An 18,261-nucleotide genomic window follows, 5' to 3' on the forward strand; every position below is an offset into this window, starting at 1 on the left:
GCCCCGCATTTGCGGGGCCTTTTCGTGCAAGGGCGATCCATGGGTGAACTTCAGGGACGCCGCGTTGCGGTGATCGGTGCCGGAATCGGCGGATTGGTCGCGGCCATTGCATTGGCCCGGCGCGGCGCTTCGGTGACCGTCCACGAACGCGCCCCCGCCCTGACCGAGGTCGGTGCGGGGATACAGCTGTCCGCCAATGCGGTTCGCGTGCTGGATGCCCTGGGGCTTGGCCCCGCGCTGCGCAGCGTGGCCCTGCGCAACCGGGCGGTCCAATTGAACGATGCCGCCGGGCGACGCGTGCTGCGGATGGATCTGCAGACCCATCGCCCGGATGCCGATTTCCTGCTGATCCATCGCCCGCGCCTGATCGGGATCCTGACCGATGCAGGCCGCTCCGCTGGCGTTCGGATCGAACTGGGGCAGCAGGTCGAAGACATGCCCGACACCCCCCTCGTCATCGGGGCCGATGGGCTTGGCGGTCGCAGCCGCGGCTGGTTGAACGGACGAGAGGTCCCCTTCTTCACCGGCCAGACCGCCTGGCGCGCCGTGATCCCGGGCGACGGTCCACCCGAGGCGCATGTCTTCATGGGGCCGGGGCGGCATCTCGTCAGCTATCCGCTTGGGCGGGGATTGCGCAACATCGTCGCTGTCGAGGAACGTCGCGACTGGCAGGACGAAGGCTGGTCGCACGAGGGCGATCCCGACGATCTGCGCCGTGCCTTCGCGGGTTTCGGGGGTAGGGCGGGCGAATGGCTGTCGCAGGTGGACCGGGTGAACCTCTGGGGGCTCTTCCGCCACGAGATCGCGCGGCGCTGGACGGGTGACCGGCTTGCGATCCTTGGGGATGCGGCGCATCCGACTTTGCCGTTTCTTGCCCAGGGTGCCGGCATGGCGATCGAGGATGCCTGGGTGCTGGCCTCCTGCCTCGACGCGGCACCCCAGCCGGATGCGCTTGCGGCATATCAGGCGGCTCGTGTCCCCCGCGTCACGCGCATCGTCCAGGCGGCCAACGCCAATGCCAGGAACTATCACCTGAACGGGCCCAAGCGCCTTGCGGGGCATCTTGCCCTGCGGATCGCTGACCGTGTCGCGCCCCGTTTGATGCCCGGCCGGTTCGACTGGCTCTACGACTACAACCCGGTCGCGGCGCATCCCTGAAAGGCAGAGGGTCGGGGGGATGCAATTCCCCCCGCCATCGCGGGACGCAATTCTCAGGCCGCGGTTTCCACCGCCGACACGATGCCGTCCACCACCTCGGTCAGCTCGCCTTCATCCTCGGCCTCGGCCATGACACGGATCAGCGGCTCGGTTCCCGATTTGCGGATCAGCACGCGACCGCGCCCGGCCAGGCGCGTCTCGGCATCCGCGATCACGCGCTGGACCGTCGCCGCGGCCAGCGGGTCGGCTCCGGCGGCATAGCGCACGTTCTTCAGCATCTGCGGCACCGGATCGAATTGCGACATCAGCTCGGAGGCCTGCTTGCCGGTATCGGCCATCGCCGCAAGCACCTGCATGGCGGCGACCAGCCCGTCGCCCGTCGTGGCATAGTCGGTCATCACGATATGGCCCGATTGCTCGCCGCCTAGGTTGAAGCCGCCCTCGCGCATGCGCTCGACCACATAGCGATCGCCGACCTTGGTGCGTTCCAGCCGCAACCCGCGCCCTTGCAGGTAATGCTCCAGCCCCAGGTTCGACATGACCGTCGCGACCAGCGCGTTACCGGCCAACCGGCCCTGTTCGGCCCAACGCCCGGCCAGCAGCGCCATGATCTGGTCGCCATCCGCCACGCGTCCGTTCTGATCCACGATCACCACGCGATCGGCATCGCCGTCCAGGCTGATGCCCAGATGCGCACCATGTTCGCGGACCGCCGCGGCGCAGGCCTCGGGATGGGTGCTGCCCACGCCGTCGTTGATGTTGAACCCGTCGGGCTTGACGCCGACCGGGATCACCTCGGCGCCCAGTTCCCACAACACCTCGGGGGCGGCGCGATAGGCTGCGCCATTCGCGCAATCCAGAACGACCTTCAGCCCGTCCAGCCTCTGACCGCCGGGGAAGGTGGTCTTGGCATATTCCATGTAGCGGCCGCGACCGTCGTCGATGCGCCGCGCGCGGCCGATATTCTGCGGCTGCGCAGGCTCGATCTCTCCGGCGACGATCTCCTCGATCTCGGCCTCGGCCTCGTCGGACAGCTTGAAGCCGTCTGGGCCGAAGAACTTGATCCCGTTATCCTCGGCCGGGTTGTGGCTGGCCGAGATCATGATCCCCAGATCCGCCCGCATCGAGCGGGTCAGGAACCCCACCGCGGGCGTGGGCACCGGACCCAGCAGCAGGACGTTCATCCCCGTGCTGGTCAGACCCGCCGTCAGCGCGTTCTCCAGCATATAGCCCGAAAGCCGCGTGTCCTTGCCGATCACCACGCGATGCCGGTTGCGCCCGTCGCGGCGGAAGAACCGGCCTGCCGCAGCCCCCAGCCGCAGCGCCATCTCGGCCGTCATCGGATGGCTGTTGGCGCGCCCGCGCACCCCGTCCGTTCCGAAAAGCTTCCTGCTCATGTCCCTGCCTCTTTTTCATTGAGGGCCGCGATCAGGCGCAGTCCCTGTGCGTGATCCGCGACATCGTGGACGCGGTGTATCTGGACCCCCTGGGCGATGGCCGCGACGGTGACCGCCAGCGTGCCCGGGGCGCGATCCGGCGCGGCCTGGGCCCCGCCGATGCTGCCGATGAATCGTTTGCGCGACACCCCCAGCAGGATCGGACAGCCAAGCCCGTGCAGCACCGAGATGCGCCTCAGGATCGCCAGATTATGCGCCTGCGTCTTGCCGAATCCTATGCCCGGATCGACCACGATCCTGTCAGCGCGGATTCCCGCCGCAACCGCACGGCGAATGCGTTCCGCAAGCGCGTCATGGACGTCCAGCAGGACATCGTCGTATCGCGGATCGTCCTGCATGGTGGCAGGCACCCCCTGTGCGTGCATCAAGCAGACGGGCAACCCGCTGTCCGCCACGACCTGCGCCAGATCCGGATCGAAATCGAAGCCCGACACGTCGTTCACGATCACCGCGCCCGCCTGGATGGCCGCTCGCGCCACGGCGGCCTTGCGCGTGTCGATCGATACGGGCGCCAGATCGCGGGCGGCCGCGATTGCAGGCAGGACGCGGGCGATCTCGTCATCGAAGGGAACTTCGGTGGCGCCGGGGCGGGTGGATTCGCCGCCGATATCCAGGATGTCGGCCCCCTGCTGCACCAGTCGCGCGGCCTGGTCGGCAGGGTCGTAGCTGCCCCCGTCCGAGAAGCTGTCGGGCGTGGCGTTGACGATGCCCATGATGCGCGGGCGATCCATCGACAGGCCTGAAATGTCAGCACGGGGCGCGGTCAGGGTGCGGATGATGTCGGGGGGTGCGTCATGCACGATGCGGGGCGCTTGGCCTCGTTCCAGCAGCTCGAACGCGGAAAATCCGACCCAGCCGCCGGCCAGGCACCAGCGCCCCCCTTGGTCCTGCGGGATCGGGCGGAAATACTGCCGGGCCGTCACGGGCTCAGACCTTGGGCTGCAGGCGCCCGATGGGCAGCATCGTTCCGCCCGGTGCGGCGGGCAGGGGACGCGCATCCGGCATCGCGAAATCGACACCCGTCGCGCCCATGCGTTCGGCCAGCCAGAAGGCCAGGCTGTCATCGGCATCGCCCGCCTCGGGGGCGTCGAAGCACATGCGGGCGGGTGCCCAGACGACGGCGCGCCCCTGAAGGGCGGCGGCCTCGATCTCGGTCCGGGTCGCGGCGACTTCGAGGTTCAGATCATGCGCCAGCGACCAGGCGGCCTGATCGAAGGCCAGAAGCCGGATGCGACGCCGGTCGCCCGATGCGGGCAGCGGCAGGTCGGGAAAGCTGGGCAGGATGACCGCCGCGCCTTCGGGCAGCTGCGTGGGCGAACACCAGACCACGACCCGGATCGCCCCATCGACCCCCGTCGCGGCAACGCGGCCCGCATCGCGCAGGATCCGGATCCCGAGCGCACCGGGCGCGCGGTCCAGCTTCTCGACCGACACCTCGATCCGGGCGGCGCGGGGATGGGCCAGAACCTCGGCGGCGATGCGTTCGGCCAATGTCTCGACCAGGTCATAGCGGCGATCGGCCAGCGCCGTATCGATGGCCTGCGTCAGCACGTCATAGGACAGGATGCGGTCGACCTGATCGTCGACCCCCGCCACGCTGTCGCGCAGATCGACCGTCAGGTTGAAGCGCATGCGCTGTTCAAGGCCGCGCTCGGACTGAAAAGCCCCGATCTCGGCCGAGATGACATGGTCGCGAAGAAAGATACGGTCCGGTTGTTCCATACCGCCATTCACAGCAAAATGGCGCTGCGGGCAAGCCCCGCCACGCCCGCATGGCTCAGTTCGATGCGACGCGCTGGCCGGTGCTGTAGAAGATGTGGCGCCCGATCTGGACGGTGCGCTGGAAACGGCGCGCCCAGGCGGGGCGGACGGCGGGGGTGTGGAAATAGGTGGCCCCGCCGGTCAGCTGGCGCGGTGCGCCCGACAGTGCCGCCTTGGCGATGTCCACGGCCCGCAGATAGGCCGACTTGTTGCGGATCGGCTTGGCACCGCCGATGGTATAGCTGAACTGGCTGGGCTGGTTGATCACGCCGCAGACGCTGGCGGGGAAGGCCCGGCTGTCGACGCGGTTCAGGATGACCTCGGCCACGGCGGCCTGCCCCTGACGGCCTTCGCCACGCGCTTCGTGATACAGTGCCTCGGCCAGGCATTGCAGGTCCTGCTGGGAATAGCTGGGCGCATTGCTGGTCAGATAGACCGTCGCGTCGTCCGACGGGGTCGGGTCCAGTTCGGCCTCGTGATTGGCATAGAGCAGGGGCGAGTCGACATTCGCGGTCACCGTCGAGGCGGCAGCACCGAACAGGCCGAGTTCGGCCGAGAAGAGCGAGCCAGTCCCGCCGGCAGCGGAGGGGGAGGCGTATATGGTCAAGGCGGCGGCAGCACAGAGACAGGCGTGCGTCAGCCGATGGGGCAGCATGGGCATGATCGGTCCTACATACATCTTCGCCCTTGCGAGGGCGTTAACGAGCGGCATGCCGAGAGCAGATCGGCAAACCATCCGAGGTGGCCGATTGCTTAAGGTTTCGGAGTTCCAACAATCCACCCAACATCGGCGTGACCTGCCGAACCGATCGGTTTTACGGCCGCTTGAGCATAAATTTGCCGACGTTTTTCAGGGAGCTTGGCGTGAATCGGCCAGATCGGCCCCCATTTGGAATGCCTGACACATTCGTTCGGATATCTAAGCGTGTCGAATCAGCGCGAGGTCCGCCGCAGGATCGCGGACTGCGCCGAGGCCAGTCTCGCGATGGGCACACGGAAAGGTGAGCATGAAACGTAGTCGATCCCGGCCCGGTCGCAGAAGGCGATCGATTCGGGATTGCCGCCATGTTCGCCGCAGACGCTGATGGTGATTTCAGGGTTGTGCAGACGGGCGCGTTCGACCCCGATCAGAACCAGTTCGCCCACGCCGTCCTCGTCCAGCAGGTGGAACGGATCCTCGGCAAAGACGCCTTGCTGGACATAGGTGCCCATGAAGCGGCCCGCATCGTCGCGCGACAGGCCATAGGTCATCTGCGTCAGGTCGTTCGTGCCGAAGGACATGAAGGCGCTGTGTTCGGCAATGTCGCCCGCCCGCAATGCGGCACGCGGCGTTTCCACCATGACACCCAGGCGATAGGTGAAATCGGTGCGTTTCTCGTTCCGCACGGCGGCCGCGACGGAATCGATGCGGGTGCGGACCAGCTCGACCTCCTTCATGGCGCTGACCAGCGGGATCATGATCTCGGGGACGACGGGATCGCCCTTGTGGCCGGCCTCGACCGCGGCCTCGAAGATGGCGCGGGCCTGCATGTCGTAGATTTCGGGGACGGTGATCCCCAGGCGCACGCCGCGCATGCCCAGCATCGGATTGAACTCGGTCAATGCCTCGACCCGGCGGGTGACGTCGGACAGCGGCAGATCCAGCGATGCGGCAAGCTCGCGCAGGCCGTCGCGGTCGCTTGGCAGGAATTCGTGCAGGGGCGGGTCGAACAGGCGGATGGTGACGGGATGGCCTGCCATGATCTCGAACAGGCGGGTGAAATCCTGGCGCTGCATCGGCAGGATCCGTTCCAGCGCAAGGCGGCGGTCGTCGGGGGTGTCCGCGAAGATCATCTCTCGCATGGCGGGAAGGCGTTCGGCGTCGAAGAACATGTGTTCGGTCCGGCACAGCCCGATGCCCTGGGCGCGGAAACGTCTTGCGGTCAGCGCATCCTCGGGGGTGTCGGCATTGGCGCGCACGCCCAGCCCGCCCGCGGCCTCGGCCCAGTCCATCAACTGGCTGAACGCATCGTCCAGCGCCGGCGGCAGAAGGACTGCCGCGCCCGCAAGGATCTCTCCGGTGCTGCCGTCGATGGTGATCTCATCGCCCTCGGACAGGGTGCGGCTGCCCGCGCGCAGGGTGCGGTTGCGGGCATCGATGACGATGCCGGTCGCCCCCACGATGCAGGGCAGGCCGATCCCGCGCGCGATCACGGCGGCATGGCTGGTGGTGCCGCCGCGTTCGGTCAGCACGCCCACGGCGGCATGCATGCCGCGGATATCCTCGGGGACCGTTTCGCGACGCACGAGGATGCAGGATTCCCCGCGTGCCTGCGCGGCCTGCGCCGCCGCCGCCGAAAAGACGATCCGCCCGGTGGCCGCGCCCGGGCTTGCGTCGATGCCGCGCGCGATCAGGTCGCGGGGCGCGCGCGGGTCGATCTGATGGTGCAGCAGCTCGGCCAGGGTGCGGGGTTCGACCCGCATCAGGGCCTCCTCGACGGGGATCACCCCGTCACGGGCCAGGCTGACGGCCACGCGCAGCCCCGCACGCGCGCTGCGCTGCGTGCGGACGGCGTCGATCACCGAGATCTCGCCGCCGGTCACGACGAACTCGATCTGCATCTCCTCGCGCAGTCTTTCGCGGGATGCGCCCCCGAACCGCACGAGGTCCTCGAAGATGTCGGGCGCGCTGTCCTCCAGCGCGGGGCCGCGATCGTCGCAGGTCAGGTACAGCGTCTCGGCCCCCGATCCGACGGTCTGGCCGTGATGCTGGCCACGAAAGCGCCCGGTGACGCGCGGGCTGCCGGTCACGGGGTCGATGAACTGAATCGTTCCCGAACCGCACAGCCCCGGCCCGAGGGCAAGCGCCATTTCCTGCACGACCAGCCCCAGGGGCGCATCGGCGGGCGCGCCCTTGGCCTGGCGCAGAAGGCGCGCGGTCGGGCCGTCCCAGGCGCGCGCCATGGACCGCAGCACGTCGGACAGCTGCTTGACGGGATCCTGGGGAAAGTCCTCGTCTGTTTCGGCGCGATAAATCTCCAACGCGCGGCGCAGGGCGTCGGGGCCGTCCAGCGTGAAGAGGTCGGGGTCCAGCCGCGCGATATGGGTGGCATAGCTCTGGACGAAGGACAGGTAGACGCCATCGGCATTGGCCTGACCGATCCTGTTGGCCAAGCCGGCGTGCAGCCGGTCGTTGACGCCCACGTTCAGGACCGTCCCGGGGCCGCCCCATTCCGGGCTGACGGCCGAGGGGCGCACGCTGACAAGGCCGCTGCCGCCGAAGATCGCGGCCAGTTCGGATGCGGGAACGGTGCGGCCCTGGCTGATGCTGCGCACGCTGTCGCAATCGACGGCGAAGCTGCGCGGGACGGGCAGGTCCATTCGTATCAGACGCTGAAGGCATTTCGACCGCCAGCCATGCGTCTCGCGAGAGATACGGGCCGTCGGTGTGATCTCGATCGCGGAGGCGGTGGGCGCAGTGGTCATGTCCGCACAGTAGTGACGGCACAAGCCGCGCTGCAAGCGGATAAGCGCATGAAGAAGGGGGCCGCAGCCCCCTTGTCCAAGATCAGCCTTCGGTTTCTTCGGTCGCGGGCTCCTCGGCGGGTGCCTCGCTGCCCTCGATCACGACCGAGGTCATGTAATCGGGCTCTTCGACCTTGCCGTTGCCCTGACGCGAGGAATCGCCCTTCTTGATGGCGTCCAGAACGTCCCAGCCGTCGATCATCTGGCCCACGACCGTGTATTCCCCGTCGAGGAACGGCGTCGCGGCATAGTTGATGAAGAACTGGCTGTTGGCGCTGTTGGGGTCCATGGCGCGCGCCATGCCGACCGTTCCGCGCTGGAACGAGGTGTCGGTGAACTCGGCCTCGAGGTCGGGCAGGTCGGAACCGCCCATGCCCGCCATGCCAAGATCGCCGTCCTGCTTGCCGTATTCCACGTCGCCGGTCTGGGCCATGAAGCCGTCGATCACGCGGTGGAAGACGACATTGTCATAGGCGCCGCTTTCGGCCAGCTCGACCAGGCGGGCGACATGGGCGGGGGCCAGATCCTCGCGCAGGTCCAGCGTGATGGTGCCCTTCTCGGCGCCCTCGGCATCGGCCACGGTGATGATCATGTTCGGGCCGTCGGTATCCTCGACCTCGGGCGCGTCCTGGGCCAGGGCGCCATGCGCGCCCATCGCCAGGATGGCGGGGATCAGGAATGCCTTACGCATCGGCGGCCACCTTGACGCTGATCATGCGGTCGGGGTTCGCAGGCGGCTCGCCGCGCTGGATCTTGTCGACGGCTTCCATCCCCGAGATGACGCGGCCATAGACCGTGTACTGGCGGTTCAGGAAGTGGTTGTCGCCGAAGTTGATGAAGAACTGGCTGTTCGCGCTGTTGGGGTTCTGCGAACGCGCCGCGCCCAGGGTTCCGCGGTCATGCGGCACGCCCGAGAATTCCGCCGGAAGGTCGGGCTTGTCCGAACCGCCGGTGCCTGCGCGGCCGGGGTTGTAGTCCTTTTCCATGTTGGCGTGCTGCACGTCGCCGGTCTGGGCCATGAAGCCCTCGATGACGCGGTGGAACGCCACGTTGTCATAGGCGCCGGCGCGGGCCAGCTCCTTCATGCGCTCGACATGCTTGGGCGCGACGTCGGGCAGCAGCTCGATGACGACGGGGCCGTCCTTCAGCTCAATGATGATGGTGTTTTCCGGGTCCTTGATATCGGCCATAGGGCCCTCCTCTGCCAGGTTCGTCCTGACATCTAGGGGTTTGATCGGCGGAGCACAACGCGCGAAACCGTGACGGGGGATGCCGGGGCGGCACGATCCCGCCAGCCGCCAGTTGACGATTCCCGCGCCATGCGGGACAAGCCTTGCGAAGCTTTTGCAAGCACGAAAGGACGCCTCATGGCCCAGTTCAACACCATCGACGACTTGGATCTAGACGGTAAGGTCGTTCTGACCCGCGTCGATGTGAACGTCCCGGTGGAAGATGGCCGCGTGACCGATGCCACCCGGATCGAGAAGATCGTGCCGACCGTCAAGGACATTCAGGCGGCAGGTGGCATCCCGGTGTTGCTGGCGCATTTCGACCGCCCCAAGGGCAAGCGCGTCGACAGCATGAGCCTGAAGCAGATCCTCCCCGCACTGGAGGCCGCGCTTGGCCAGCCGGTCGTCTTCGCCGAGGACTGCATCGGCGGTGCGGCCAAGCGCACCGTCGCCGCGCTGGAAAAGGGGCAGGTCGCGCTGCTGGAGAACACGCGCTTCCACGAGGGCGAAGAGGCGAACGACCCGACCTTCGCGGCCTCGATGGCGGCACTGGGCAGCGTCTACGTCAATGACGCGTTCTCGGCGGCGCACCGGGCCCATGCCTCGACCGAGGGGCTGGCCAAGCTGCTTCACGCAGGCGCGGGCCGCCTGATGGAGGCCGAGCTGAAGGCACTGGACGCCGCCCTGGGCGATCCGCAGCGCCCGGTCATGGCCGTGGTCGGCGGCGCCAAGGTTTCCACCAAGCTGGAGCTGCTGACGAACCTGATCGAGAAGGTCGATCACCTGGTGATCGGCGGCGGCATGGCCAACACCTTCCTGGTCGCCAAGGGCGTCGAGGTCGGCAAGTCGCTGGCCGAACGCGACATGGCCGACACGGCCCGCGCCATCATCGAGAAGGCCGAAGCCGGCGGCTGCACGATCCACCTGCCGGTGGACATCGTCGTCGCGCGCGAATTCAAGGCGGGTGCCGCGTCCGAGACGCTGCCCGTGGACGAATGCCCGTCCGATGCGATGATCCTGGATGCGGGTCCGGACACCGTCGAGGCGCTGCGCCAGGCGATGACCGCCTGCCGGACGCTGATCTGGAACGGCCCCCTGGGCGCGTTCGAGATCGAGCCCTTCGATGCCGCGACCAATGCCGCCGCGCAGGCGGCAGGCGAACTGACCCGGCAGGATCAGCTGGTTTCCGTCGCGGGCGGTGGCGATACGGTTGCCGCGCTGAACAAAGCGGGCGTGGCCGAGCAGTTCACCTTCATCTCGACCGCGGGGGGTGCGTTCCTCGAATGGATGGAAGGCAAGGAATTGCCGGGCGTTGCGGCGCTGGAGGCATCGAAGCACTGAGGCTTCTGGATCGGATGATCCGGGTGGGGGCGGTCCGGCTGGGCCGCCCCTTTCGTATTGCGTGATGCGTTACCGACCGAACAGCCAGCCGAGAAGCCCACCGCCCCCGCTGCCGGAGGTCGTGGTGGTTGCGGCCGGCGTGGATGCGGCCGCCGGGGCCTGCGGGGCCGGTGCGGGCGCGGGTTCCGTCACAGGTTCCGCCGCGGGCGGGATGATGGTCGCGAAGGGTTCTTCGTCCAATGCTGCAAGCGTCTCGGTGACGACCGTATCGGCGACGACCGTTTCAGCGGCGATCTCGGGCATGGGTTCGTCGATCACGGGCGCGGTGGACGCGGTCTCGGAACGACGAGAGCTGTCGGCAGCTTCGCGATAGGCCTCGCTCTGACCGAACCAGCTGGCAGCCTCGGCGGTGGATGTCTTGTCGATCGTGGCCTGCGGTTCGGTCACCTCGGCGGTTTCGCCCTCGACCGTGATGGCGCGTTGAAAGACCGAAAGCCCGGTATCCGAGAAGTCCTTCGACGCCTCGTTTCCGAAAAGCCGCAGCTGCGACGCGCTGAGATTTGCATTGATGTACATGTAAACAGCCTCTCTGGTGAATGGCCTTTTCATGCCTCAAATGCCGAACATTACCGAATCCTTAACACTTACAGTTTTACCGAGATATTCTTTACGTCGCGGGCTTTCGCCCATTCTTGTCGCCATTCCCGACCGTTAGCGTCATCAGCATTGTCTTGTCGCATTGCCATGGTATCTCATGTGCAACGTTAAACAGGAAGAGATGTCCCATGCAGATGACCGACACGGTGCGCCGCATCCTTGCGAATTACGAAGGCGAGACGCCGGGCGTCAAAGCCCAGCTGGCGCGCATGATGATGACCGGCAAGCTGGCCGGGACGGGCAAAATGATCATCCTGCCGGTCGATCAGGGGTTCGAGCATGGCCCCGCCCGTAGCTTCGCCCCGAACCCGGCAGGCTATGATCCGCATTACCATTACCAGCTGGCGATCGATGCGGGGCTGAACGCCTTTGCCGCACCGCTCGGGATGATCGAGGCGGGGGCGGATACCTTCGCGGGCCAGATCCCGACGATCCTGAAGGTGAACAGTGCCAACAGCCTGATGTCGGGCACCGCGGGCAAGAACCAGGCGGTCACGGCATCGGTGGACGACGCGCTGCGGCTGGGCTGTTCGGCCATCGGTTTCACGATCTATCCGGGGTCGGACATGGCACTGGACATGTTCGAGGAGATCGTCGAGATGCGCAAGGAAGCCGCCGCCAAGGGCGTGGCAAGCGTCATCTGGTCCTATCCCCGCGGCGAGGCGATCACCAAGGACGGCGAGACCGCGATCGACGTGGCGGCCTATGCCGCGCAGATCGCGGCACTGATCGGTGCGCATATCATCAAGATCAAGCTGTCGACCGATCACCTGATGCTTCCCGAAGCCAAGAAGGTCTACGAGGAAAAGCAGATCGACGTATCGACCCAGGCGAAGCGCGTGCAGCATTGCATGGACGCATCCTTCGGCGGTCGCCGGATCGTCGTCTTCTCGGGCGGGGCGTCCAAGGGTGCGGACGCGGTCTATGACGATGCGCGTGCGATCCGCGACGGCGGCGGCAACGGGTCGATCATCGGGCGCAACAGCTTCCAGCGCTCGCGCGAGGATGCGCTGGACATGCTGCAGAAGCTGGTCGACATCTACAAGGGCGCCTGACCTTGCGGACACCTGCACGGCATGGCCGTGCAGGCGACATGATGTGAAACGGGGGCCTTGCGGCCCCCGTTCCGGTCTTCAGACTTCCTCGATCCGCAGCTCGACCGGATCGCTGACAAGGACGCCCGTCTTGGGCAGCGCCTCGATCGCGTGGTCGATCGCGTCGGGCGTCGTCTTGTGGGTCACCACGAGGACGGGAACGCTGGCTGGGCTGTGCTGGCCGTATTGGCGCATGCGGTCGATCGAGATCCCCGCGTCGCCCAGAACTGCGGCGACCTTGGCAAGGGCGCCGGGCTTGTCCTGCAATTCGAGGCGCATGTAATAGGCTGCCGGAACCGCCGTGCGGGCGGGTTGTGCCGCGATCAGGCGGTCGGCGGGCTGGCCGAAGACCGGCAGGCGCAGGCCGCGCGCGATCTCGACGATGTCCGACATCACCGCGCTGGCGGTCGGGCCTTCGCCCGCACCCGCGCCGCGCAGGACGATCTGGCCCACGCTGTCGCCTTCGACGACCACCATGTTCGTGCCGCCGACCAACTGGCCCAAGGGGCTGTCCGCAGGCACGAGGCAGGGCGACATGCGCTGTTCCAGACCCCGAGCGGTCATCTGCGCGATGCCCAGAAGCTTGATCCGGTAACCCATGTCCGAGGCACGGCGGATGTCGTCGATGCTGACGCGCTCGATGCCCTCGATCTCGACCGCGTCGAAATCCACCTTGGTGCCGAAGGCGATCGAGGAGAGGATCGCCAGCTTGTGGCTGGCATCGATCCCGCCCACGTCCAGCGTCGGGTCGGCTTCAAGGTAGCCCAGCTGGCGGGCCTCTTCGAAGACGGCCTCGTAGGGCAGGCCCGCGCTTTCCATCCGGGTCAGGATGTAGTTGCAGGTGCCGTTCATGACGCCCATCACGCGGGTGATCTGGTTGCCCGCCATGCTTTCGGTCATTGCCTTGATGACCGGGATGCCGCCCGCGACGGCGGCTTCGAAGCGGATCGCGCGCCCCAGGCCCTCGGCCAGTTCGGCCAGTTCCTGGCCATGCACGGCCAGCAGGGCCTTGTTCGCGGTCACGACATCCTTGCCCGAACGCAGCGCGGCCTCGATGCTGTCGCGCGCGATGCCCGCATCTCCGCCGATCAGTTCGACATAGACGTCGACATCATCGGCGGTGGCGACCGCCATCGGGTCATCCTCCCACCGATAGGAGGAGAGATCCGCATCGCGATTGCGGGTGCGGTTGCGTGCGGAAACGGCGGTAATCTGGACCGGGCGGCCGCTGCGCGCGGACAGCAGGTCGGCGTGTTTCTGCACGATCTTGACGACACCGATCCCGACGGTGCCGAGCCCGGCAATGCCGAGACGGAGGGGAGACGACATGACAGCCTCTTGTCTTTGATCCAGCGGGTGTTAGCCCGTCGGGGCGAGGCTTGCAACGCGCGAAAGGCGCCGGATCAGATCCAGCGCCCTGTCCGGGCCTTGTATTGCGGGAAATCCGCGGGAAAAGCGGCGCTCAGGCGAGCTTCCTCGGGGGTGATGAAACGGGCCGAGATGACGCGCATGAAGCCCCAGGCAAGCGGCAGGGCGGCGATCCATGCCCCGAAGGACAGCGACAAGCCCAGAAGGATCAGGATGTCACCCAGATAGATCGGGTTGCGCGACATGGCGAAGGGTCCGCCCGTCACCAGCGCGCGGGGGGCGCCATGGGGATCGACCGTGGTCCGTGCCCGCATCATCGTGACGGCGGCCCAGGCCATCAGCAGAAGGCCCAGGGCGACCAGCAGGCGACCGGGCCAGACCAGCCAGTCGGGGCCGGGGGGCAGGACGCGCCCGAACAGCCATGCCGCGCCCGCGAAACCCGCTAGCCAGATCGGTGGGTAATCAGCCGTCAGTCGCATCCTCGTCCTCCCATTCGGCAACCCATTCGCCCTCGATCCCGGTCTGGCGCATGATGGACACGACGCGCCGGGCGATGCGCAACGTCTCGGCATGGATCGCATCGATATCCTCGGCGGTCATGTCGTCGGGATGCCGTTCGCCGCGGGTGTTGATGAAGGTCGGATGCCAAGACCCCGGCGTCCGGCCCGGTCGCCAGCTGGCATGGCACAGCAGGTTGCGGTGCAGGCGCTGGATGCCCAGCCGTTCCACCAGCACGTCGCGTTCCGCGATCCGCGCATGCTTCATTGCCGCGCCGAAGCTGTCGATCAGCGTCCCGAGCGAGTCGTCGGCGATATCCTCCATCCGCTTCAGCCAGCGTTCCAGCTGCTGATCGGTCGCATCCTCGCCCAATCCCTGCCGGGTCAACGAGAATATGGCACGTTTCAGCGCCTCTTCGAGAAAGCCGAAGCCCGCGATCGCATGGCCGAGCGATGCCGCCATCTCCTCGGGCAGGCGGTCGGGGGCGCGCGGCAGGCTCATTCGCGCCACAGCCGTTCGACCCAGGGGGTGGGGCGGACGTAATGGCGCATGTGCTTCACGAAGCTTTCGCGGCGTTGTCCGTTGAAGGCGCGGCGCAGGTGTTCGCGGGGGGACAGATGGTCGCCATCCTCGTGCCACCGGCCCGCGATGGCATCGGGCGGATTGACCATTCCCGGAAAGATCACGATCCGCGCCCTGGAGGGGATGGTCGGGTCGCGGAAATAGTTGAAGGGGAAGTTCGGGATGCAATGCATCCGGAAATGCGCAAGCCAGCCGCGTGGCCAGAACTTGACCCCGCCGGGCGCGTTTCGGGTCACGAAGCGCTGTTCGTATTTATACGTGTCGGCGGCGGCCTGCGGATCGGCGCGGAAGATCTCCTGCAGGGGTGCCAGCTTGCCCACGCGCATTCGATAGACCGAAGTCTGGCCCATCTTTTCCAGCGGCGTATTCGGGTTCAGCCCAAGGATCGTGTCGTCCGGATCCCCGTATTCGAAGAACCCGTCCAGATCGCCGGTGACCACCACATCCAGATCGAGGAACAGCACGACACCCGTCACGTCGCCCAGATCCCCCCAGAGCCGCGATTTCGGCCATTTGCCGCGCGTGCGTTCAGGGGTCTTGTAGTCGAATTCGGGCAGGGGACGGACGGCGATGTCGGGGTTCAGTCCGGTTCCGTCATCGGTGAAGCAGTACAGCCTGAATGGCGGCGTGACGTTCCGCGCGATCATCCCGTGAAGCCGGTTCACGTAATCGGGGCCGAATTTCTTGCCCCATTTGATGCAGATGAACTGCTTGACCGATCCGTTGCGCCCGTCGTTCATGTGACCTCCTGATCTGACCGATAGGTTCCACAGCCGCGGGCGCGGGGCAAGACATGCACCGGTTCCGGGGGGCAACAATCGCGTGTCGTCCCCCCGGCGCTGACCCGGATCAGCCCCGCGCCTCGCGGATCAGGCGCAGGATATCCGCCGCGGCCGAGGGAATGTTGGTGCCCGGCCCGAAGATCGCCTTGACGCCCGCCTTCTGCAGGAATTCGTAATCCTGCTGCGGAATGACACCACCGCAGATCACAAGGATGTCGCCCGCACCCTGCGCCTTCAGCGCCTCGATCAGCTTGGGGGCCAGCGTCTTGTGTCCGGCGGCCTGACTGCTGATGCCCACGACATGCACATCGTTGTCCACGGCATCCTGCGCGGCCTCGTCCGGGGTCTGGAACAGCGGGCCCACATCGACGTCGAAACCGATATCGGCGAACGCGGTCGCGATCACCTTGGCGCCGCGATCATGGCCGTCCTGGCCCATCTTGACGACCAGCATCCGGGGACGGCGGCCTTCCTCCTCGGCAAAGGCCTCTACATCGCGCTGGATCTGGGCAAAGCCCTCGTCGCCCTCGTATGCCGCGCCATAGACGCCGGCCAGGGTCTTCACCTCGGCGCGGTGACGCCCGAATTCCTTCTCCATCGCCATGCTGATCTCTCCTACGGTGGCGCGTGCGCGGGCGGCCTCGACTGCGGCGGCCAGCAGGTTGCCGCCCTGCGTGGCGCGGCGGCTCAGTTCGTCCAGCGCGGCCTGGCAGGCGGCCTCGTCACGGGTGGCACGGATGTTTTCCAGCCGCGCGATCTGGCTGGCGCGGACCTTGACGTTGTCCACGTCCAGAATGTCGATCGGGTCTTCGCGGTCCTTGCGGTACTTGTTGACCCCGACGATGACATCCTGGCCCCGGTCGATCATGGCCTGACGGCGGGCGGCGGTCTCTTCGATCCGCAGCTTGGGCATGCCGGATGCGACGGCCTTCGTCATGCCGCCCATCTCCTCGACCTCCTGGATCAGGGCCCATGCCTTTTCGGCCAGCTCGGCGGTCAGGCTTTCGATATAGTAGCTCCCCGCCAGCGGGTCGACGACATTGGTGATGCCGGTTTCCTCCTGCAGGATCAGCTGGGTGTTCCGCGCGATGCGGGCGCTGAAATCGGTGGGCAGGGCGATGGCCTCGTCCAGCGCGTTGGTGTGCAGCGACTGCGTGCCGCCAAGGGCTGCCGACATCGCCTCATAGGCGGTGCGGACGACGTTGTTGTAGGGGTCCTGTTCCTGCAGGCTGACGCCCGAGGTCTGGCAATGCGTGCGCAGCATCTTCGATCCCGGTTTCTTCGCGCCGAATTCATCCATGATCCGGTGCCACAGCAGACGCGCGGCTCGCAGCTTGGCGATCTCCATGAAGAAGTTCATGCCGATGGCGAAGAAGAAGGACAGCCGCCCCGCGAAGGCATCCACATCCATGCCCGCCGCGATGGCCGCGCGCACGTATTCGCGCCCGTCGGCCAGCGTATAGGCCAGTTCCTGCACCAGGTTCGCACCGGCCTCCTGCATGTGATAGCCGGAGATCGAGATGCTGTTGAAGCGCGGCATCTCGGCGCTGGTGAACTCGATGATGTCCGAGATGATCCGCATCGAGGGTTCGGGCGGATAGATATAGGTGTTCCGCACCATGAACTCTTTCAGGATGTCGTTCTGGATGGTGCCGGACAGGGCGGACTTGTCATGGCCCTGTTCCTCGCCCGCGACGATGAAATTCGCGAGGATCGGGATCACCGCGCCGTTCATGGTCATGCTGACGCTGACCTTGTCCAGCGGGATGCCGTCGAACAGGATCTTCATGTCCTCGACGCTGTCGATGGCGACGCCCGCCTTGCCGACATCGCCCTCGACCCGCGGATGGTCGCTGTCATAGCCGCGATGCGTGGCCAGGTCGAAGGCTACCGACACGCCCTGCTGACCGGCCGCAAGGTTGCGCCGATAGAAGGCGTTCGATTCCTCGGCCGTGGAAAAGCCCGCATATTGCCGGATCGTCCAGGGCCTGCCCGCATACATCGTGGCGCGCGGTCCGCGCGTGAAGGGCGCCAGCCCCGGCAGGCTGTTCATGTGATCCAGCCCCTCGGTATCCGCCTGCGTATAAAGCGGCTTGACCGCGATGCCTTCCAGCGTGTCCCAAGTCAGGCTGTCGGGATCGCGGCCCTTCAGCTCTTTCTCGGCCAATGCGCGCCAGTCCTGCAATGTGGGTTTTGTCATGTCGCATCCTTTCCCGAGAACCGTCCTGCCCTATATTCAAGACATGACGAGGTGCCGATGAAGTTGATTTTCCTGATCTTTGCGATGGCCGTCGCGGCCATGGGGCCGTCCCAGGAGGGCCCTGTGCCGGAAGCGGGGGCCAGCCGCGACAGCGTGCCGCAGCGCAACCCGGCCCGTCTGCCGCCGATTTCCGAAGCCGACGATGCCGGATCGAGGCCCCCCGAGGAAGAGCTGCGTTTCCTTGATGCAGGCGAAGCCGAGAGGGCGGATTTCCTGTGGAATGCCCGGCCCGTGGTGGTCTTTGCCGAAACGCCGGGCGATCCGGCCTTTGTCGAGCAGCTGGAGGCCTTGCGCAGCGATGCGCGGCAGCTTGTCGATCGCGACGTGGTCGTCGTCACTGACAGCGACCCGGCCGCGAACAGCAGCTGGCGGCAGGAATTGCGGCCCCGCGGGTTCTCGCTGGTGCTGATCGACAAGGACGGGCAGGTCAAGATCAGACGCCCCAGCCCGTGGGATGTGCGCGAGATCGGGCGCGCCATCGACAGGTTGCCGCTGCGCCGCCAGGAAATCGGACGCGGCAGGCCGCTGCGATAGGTGCGAAACTTGTGGATTTGTGGATCCGACCCTATA

At 66.7% G+C, this 18,261-nt stretch carries 17 protein-coding genes; 4 read left to right on the plus strand and 13 right to left on the minus strand.

What is annotated here, in order from left to right:
* The first annotated feature begins 39 nt into the window (after positions 1–39).
* The gene (locus tag KO490_RS03450; RefSeq protein WP_216018007.1) at positions 40–1,158 is read left to right on the plus strand and encodes an FAD-dependent monooxygenase; all 1,119 of its coding nucleotides are present in this window, start codon (positions 40–42) and stop codon (positions 1,156–1,158) included.
* A 53-nt stretch (positions 1,159–1,211) separates the two neighbouring features.
* Here the strand turns inward: KO490_RS03450 and glmM are convergent, their stop codons facing one another.
* The 7 genes from glmM to KO490_RS03485 form a co-directional block, all read right to left on the minus strand.
* A complete protein-coding gene (gene glmM, locus KO490_RS03455; protein WP_216018008.1) occupies positions 1,212–2,555 on the minus strand; it encodes a phosphoglucosamine mutase in 1,344 nt (447 codons plus the stop codon).
* Complete coding sequence (gene folP, locus KO490_RS03460) at positions 2,552–3,538, minus strand: dihydropteroate synthase (RefSeq protein WP_303463016.1); 987 nt, start codon at positions 3,536–3,538, stop codon at positions 2,552–2,554. Before folP ends, glmM begins: the two co-directional genes overlap by 4 nt.
* A 4-nt stretch (positions 3,539–3,542) precedes the next feature.
* Positions 3,543–4,337 (minus strand): dihydroneopterin aldolase, encoded by a 795-nt coding sequence (locus KO490_RS03465; protein ID WP_216018010.1) that lies wholly within the window; start codon positions 4,335–4,337, stop codon positions 3,543–3,545.
* A gap of 55 nt (positions 4,338–4,392) precedes the next feature.
* Complete coding sequence (locus KO490_RS03470) at positions 4,393–4,983, minus strand: cell wall hydrolase (protein WP_252726989.1); 591 nt, start codon at positions 4,981–4,983, stop codon at positions 4,393–4,395.
* 326 nt (positions 4,984–5,309) lie between these two features.
* Positions 5,310–7,841: a putative PEP-binding protein gene (locus KO490_RS03475; protein ID WP_216018012.1), complete on the minus strand. Its 2,532-nt coding sequence runs from the start codon at positions 7,839–7,841 to the stop codon at positions 5,310–5,312.
* Between the two features lie 82 nt (positions 7,842–7,923).
* The gene (locus KO490_RS03480; RefSeq protein ID WP_216018013.1) at positions 7,924–8,571 is read right to left on the minus strand and encodes a peptidylprolyl isomerase; all 648 of its coding nucleotides are present in this window, start codon (positions 8,569–8,571) and stop codon (positions 7,924–7,926) included.
* Positions 8,564–9,070, minus strand: coding sequence for a peptidylprolyl isomerase (locus KO490_RS03485; protein ID WP_216018014.1), 507 nt, complete (start codon positions 9,068–9,070; stop codon positions 8,564–8,566). The genes KO490_RS03480 and KO490_RS03485 overlap by 8 nt, the downstream gene beginning before the upstream one ends.
* A gap of 177 nt (positions 9,071–9,247) precedes the next feature.
* Here KO490_RS03485 and pgk point away from each other — a divergent pair, with 177 nt between their 5' ends.
* Entirely contained in the window at positions 9,248–10,450 is a 1,203-nt protein-coding gene (pgk, locus tag KO490_RS03490; RefSeq protein ID WP_216018015.1) for a phosphoglycerate kinase, read from the plus strand.
* Positions 10,451–10,519: 69 nt separating this feature from the next.
* Here the strand turns inward: pgk and KO490_RS03495 are convergent, their stop codons facing one another.
* Positions 10,520–11,026, minus strand: a complete 507-nt coding sequence (locus tag KO490_RS03495; RefSeq protein WP_216018016.1) for a hypothetical protein — start codon at positions 11,024–11,026, stop codon at positions 10,520–10,522.
* A gap of 209 nt (positions 11,027–11,235) precedes the next feature.
* On the opposite strand from KO490_RS03495, the gene KO490_RS03500 reads away from it, so the two are divergent.
* Positions 11,236–12,162 (plus strand): class I fructose-bisphosphate aldolase, encoded by a 927-nt coding sequence (locus KO490_RS03500; protein WP_216018017.1) that lies wholly within the window; start codon positions 11,236–11,238, stop codon positions 12,160–12,162.
* 78 nt (positions 12,163–12,240) lie between these two features.
* Here the strand turns inward: KO490_RS03500 and KO490_RS03505 are convergent, their stop codons facing one another.
* From KO490_RS03505 to scpA, 5 genes are all read right to left on the minus strand, one after another.
* On the minus strand, positions 12,241–13,530 hold the full coding sequence (locus KO490_RS03505) for a homoserine dehydrogenase (protein WP_216018018.1): 1,290 nt from the start codon (positions 13,528–13,530) through the stop codon (positions 12,241–12,243).
* Between the two features lie 74 nt (positions 13,531–13,604).
* Complete coding sequence (locus KO490_RS03510; RefSeq protein ID WP_216018019.1) at positions 13,605–14,048, minus strand: isoprenylcysteine carboxylmethyltransferase family protein; 444 nt, start codon at positions 14,046–14,048, stop codon at positions 13,605–13,607.
* Positions 14,032–14,568: a hypothetical protein gene (locus KO490_RS03515; RefSeq protein ID WP_216018020.1), complete on the minus strand. Its 537-nt coding sequence runs from the start codon at positions 14,566–14,568 to the stop codon at positions 14,032–14,034. Before KO490_RS03515 ends, KO490_RS03510 begins: the two co-directional genes overlap by 17 nt.
* Positions 14,565–15,389 carry a glycosyl transferase gene (locus KO490_RS03520; protein WP_216018021.1) on the minus strand — a complete coding sequence of 275 codons (825 nt, stop codon included), beginning with the start codon at positions 15,387–15,389 and terminating at the stop codon, positions 14,565–14,567. Before KO490_RS03520 ends, KO490_RS03515 begins: the two co-directional genes overlap by 4 nt.
* A 109-nt stretch (positions 15,390–15,498) precedes the next feature.
* A complete protein-coding gene (gene scpA / locus KO490_RS03525; protein WP_216018022.1) occupies positions 15,499–17,631 on the minus strand; it encodes a methylmalonyl-CoA mutase in 2,133 nt (710 codons plus the stop codon).
* A 57-nt stretch (positions 17,632–17,688) separates the two neighbouring features.
* On the opposite strand from scpA, the gene KO490_RS03530 reads away from it, so the two are divergent.
* Entirely contained in the window at positions 17,689–18,225 is a 537-nt protein-coding gene (locus KO490_RS03530; protein WP_216018023.1) for a DUF4174 domain-containing protein, read from the plus strand.
* Positions 18,226–18,261 lie beyond the last annotated feature (36 nt).

Source organism: Paracoccus sp. C2R09 (assembly GCF_018860625.1).
Classification (GTDB): domain Bacteria; phylum Pseudomonadota; class Alphaproteobacteria; order Rhodobacterales; family Rhodobacteraceae; genus Paracoccus.

Bases quoted from the DNA above. Each gene is read 5' to 3' on its own strand.
- KO490_RS03475 (WP_216018012.1), bottom strand. From the start codon at position 7,841: ATGACCACTGCGCCCACCGCCTCCGCGATCGAGATCACACCGACGGCC.
- KO490_RS03505 (WP_216018018.1), bottom strand. From the start codon at position 13,530: ATGTCGTCTCCCCTCCGTCTCGGCATTGCCGGGCTCGGCACCGTCGGG.
- KO490_RS03510 (WP_216018019.1), bottom strand. From the start codon at position 14,048: ATGCGACTGACGGCTGATTACCCACCGATCTGGCTAGCGGGTTTCGCG.
- KO490_RS03495 (WP_216018016.1), bottom strand. From the start codon at position 11,026: ATGTACATCAATGCAAATCTCAGCGCGTCGCAGCTGCGGCTTTTCGGA.
- KO490_RS03485 (WP_216018014.1), bottom strand. From the start codon at position 9,070: ATGGCCGATATCAAGGACCCGGAAAACACCATCATCATTGAGCTGAAG.
- KO490_RS03450 (WP_216018007.1), top strand. From the start codon at position 40: ATGGGTGAACTTCAGGGACGCCGCGTTGCGGTGATCGGTGCCGGAATC.
- KO490_RS03500 (WP_216018017.1), top strand. From the start codon at position 11,236: ATGCAGATGACCGACACGGTGCGCCGCATCCTTGCGAATTACGAAGGC.
- KO490_RS03465 (WP_216018010.1), bottom strand. From the start codon at position 4,337: ATGGAACAACCGGACCGTATCTTTCTTCGCGACCATGTCATCTCGGCC.
- KO490_RS03515 (WP_216018020.1), bottom strand. From the start codon at position 14,568: ATGAGCCTGCCGCGCGCCCCCGACCGCCTGCCCGAGGAGATGGCGGCA.
- pgk (WP_216018015.1), top strand. From the start codon at position 9,248: ATGGCCCAGTTCAACACCATCGACGACTTGGATCTAGACGGTAAGGTC.
- KO490_RS03530 (WP_216018023.1), top strand. From the start codon at position 17,689: ATGAAGTTGATTTTCCTGATCTTTGCGATGGCCGTCGCGGCCATGGGG.
- KO490_RS03480 (WP_216018013.1), bottom strand. From the start codon at position 8,571: ATGCGTAAGGCATTCCTGATCCCCGCCATCCTGGCGATGGGCGCGCAT.
- KO490_RS03520 (WP_216018021.1), bottom strand. From the start codon at position 15,389: ATGAACGACGGGCGCAACGGATCGGTCAAGCAGTTCATCTGCATCAAA.
- scpA (WP_216018022.1), bottom strand. From the start codon at position 17,631: ATGACAAAACCCACATTGCAGGACTGGCGCGCATTGGCCGAGAAAGAG.
- glmM (WP_216018008.1), bottom strand. From the start codon at position 2,555: ATGAGCAGGAAGCTTTTCGGAACGGACGGGGTGCGCGGGCGCGCCAAC.